General features: G+C 69.2%; 2 protein-coding genes. Both read left to right on the top strand.

Annotation, left to right across the window (positions count from 1 at the left end; translation table 11 throughout):
- Nucleotides 1-46: 46 nt before the first annotated feature.
- Complete coding sequence (locus K9U40_RS22815; protein ID WP_282892378.1) at nucleotides 47-808, top strand: SDR family NAD(P)-dependent oxidoreductase; 762 nt, start codon at nucleotides 47-49, stop codon at nucleotides 806-808.
- 22 nt (nucleotides 809-830) lie between these two features.
- Nucleotides 831-1,853: a zinc-binding dehydrogenase gene (locus K9U40_RS22810; protein WP_282892377.1), complete on the top strand. Its 1,023-nt coding sequence runs from the start codon at nucleotides 831-833 to the stop codon at nucleotides 1,851-1,853.
- The last annotated feature ends 44 nt before the right edge of the window (nucleotides 1,854-1,897 follow it).

Here is a 1,897-nt window from a genome sequence, read left to right as displayed (position 1 = left end):
TCATCGCTGCGTTCCCTCCCCCGCAAGCGGGAGAGGGAACGCAGCGATGATGGCCTCCACCAAACCCATCCTCGTCACCGGCGGCGGGCGCGGCCTCGGCGCCGCCATCGTGCGGGCGCTGGCCGCGGCGGGGTATCCCGTCAGCTTCACCTATCGCTCGGCCGTGGCGGAGGCGGAGGCGCTGATGGCGGAGATCCGCGCCGCGCACCCCGACGCCGTGCTCTCCGCCCGCGCCCTGGACCTCGCCGACCGCGCCGCGGTGGAGGCCTTCGCCGAGGAACTGGAGGCGGGGGAAACCCTCTACGGCCTCTGCCACAATGCCGGCGCCTCCTATGACACCCTCGCCGCCATGATCGACCAGGACAAGGCCGAGGCGGTGATGCAGGTGAACCATTTCGCCTTCGTTCGCCTTGCCCGCGCGGTGGTGCGGCCCATGACGCGGGCGAAGGCCGGCCGCATCGTCGCCATCGGCTCGGTGGCGGCCCTCCAGGCCAACCAGGGCAACGCCGCCTATGCCGCCTCCAAGGCCGCCCTGCTCGCCCATGTGCGCGGCCTTGCCATCGAGACCGCCCGGCGCGGCGTGACGGTGAATTATGTGGCCCCCGGCTTCATCGACACCGCCATGCTGGAAAAGTTCGCCGACTATCGCGCCAAGATGGAGGCGCAGATCCCCGCCGGCCGCTTCGCGACGCCCGATGACGTGGCGCAGGTGGTGGCCTTCCTCTTCTCCCCCGGCGCGGGCTATATGACCGGCGCCATCCTGCCGGTGGATGGCGGGCTCTCCGCCTCGCTCGCCGCCCACCGCTGACCCAACTTCCGAGATAAAAAGAATGCGTGGCCTCCAGCTCGTCTCCGACCGCAGCCTCGAACTCGTGGACCTGCCCGAACCCGACGCCCCCGGCGCCGGCGAGGTGCAGATCCGCGTCAAGGCGCTGGCGCTCAACCATATCGACGTGTGGGGCTGGCGCGGCATGGCCTTCGCCAAGCGCAAGATGCCCCTCGTGGTGGGCGCGGAGGCCGCCGGCGAGATCGTGGCGCTGGGCGCGGACGTACGCGGCCTGAAGGTGGGCCAGACCGTGGCCATGTACGGCGCCATGACCTGCGGCCACTGCGCCAACTGCCTGAAGGGCCGCGACAATCTCTGCCAGAACGTGGGCGGCGTGCTGGGCTTCCACATCGACGGCTTTGCCCGCGACGTGCTCAACATGCCCGAGCGCCTCGTGATCCCGGCGCCCGAGGGCGTGTCCTTCGAGGACGCCGCCTGCGCCGGCATCACCTTCTCCACCGTGGAGCACATGCTGTTCGACAACGCGCAGCTGGAGAAGGGCGAGACCGTGCTGGTGCATGCCGGCGGATCGGGCATCGGCTCCGCCGCCATCCGCCTCGCCAAGGACGTGGGCGCCACCGTCATCACCACCGTGGGCGACGACGAGAAGCTGGAGAAGGCCAAGGCGCTGGGCGCCGACCACGTCATCAACTACCGCAAGGACCGCTTCGAGCACGAGGTCCGCAAGATCACCAAGAAGGTGGGCGTGGACGTGGTGTTCGAGCATGTGGGCGCCGACACCTGGAACGCCTCATTGCTGTCCATGAAGCCCGGCGCGCGCCTCGTCACCTGCGGCTCCACCTCCGGCGTCAGCGTGCAGATGAACCTGATGCAGCTGTTCCAGCGCCAGTACAAGATCTTCGGCTCATTCGGCGCCACCATCCGCAATGTGTCGGAGGGTCTTGAGAAGATGGGCCGCGGCATCAGGCCGGTGATCGACACGGTGGTGCCGCTGGAGAACTTCAACGAAGGCCTGGAGCGGCTGGAGAGCCGCAAGGTCTTCGGCAAGATCGTGGTGAAGTTCTAAAGGCCCGGTGCGGCGGCCCCGCCCGTGACCCGCCTCCCCCACTC

Source organism: Xanthobacter autotrophicus (assembly GCF_030015065.1).
Lineage (GTDB): Bacteria > Pseudomonadota > Alphaproteobacteria > Rhizobiales > Xanthobacteraceae > Xanthobacter > Xanthobacter autotrophicus_D.
This window is presented reverse-complemented; position numbering and strand designations above follow the sequence as displayed.

Coding starts and splice junctions, on each gene's coding strand:
- K9U40_RS22810 (WP_282892377.1), top strand. CDS start 831: ATGCGTGGCCTCCAGCTCGTCTCCGACCGCAGCCTCGAACTCGTGGAC.
- K9U40_RS22815 (WP_282892378.1), top strand. CDS start 47: ATGATGGCCTCCACCAAACCCATCCTCGTCACCGGCGGCGGGCGCGGC.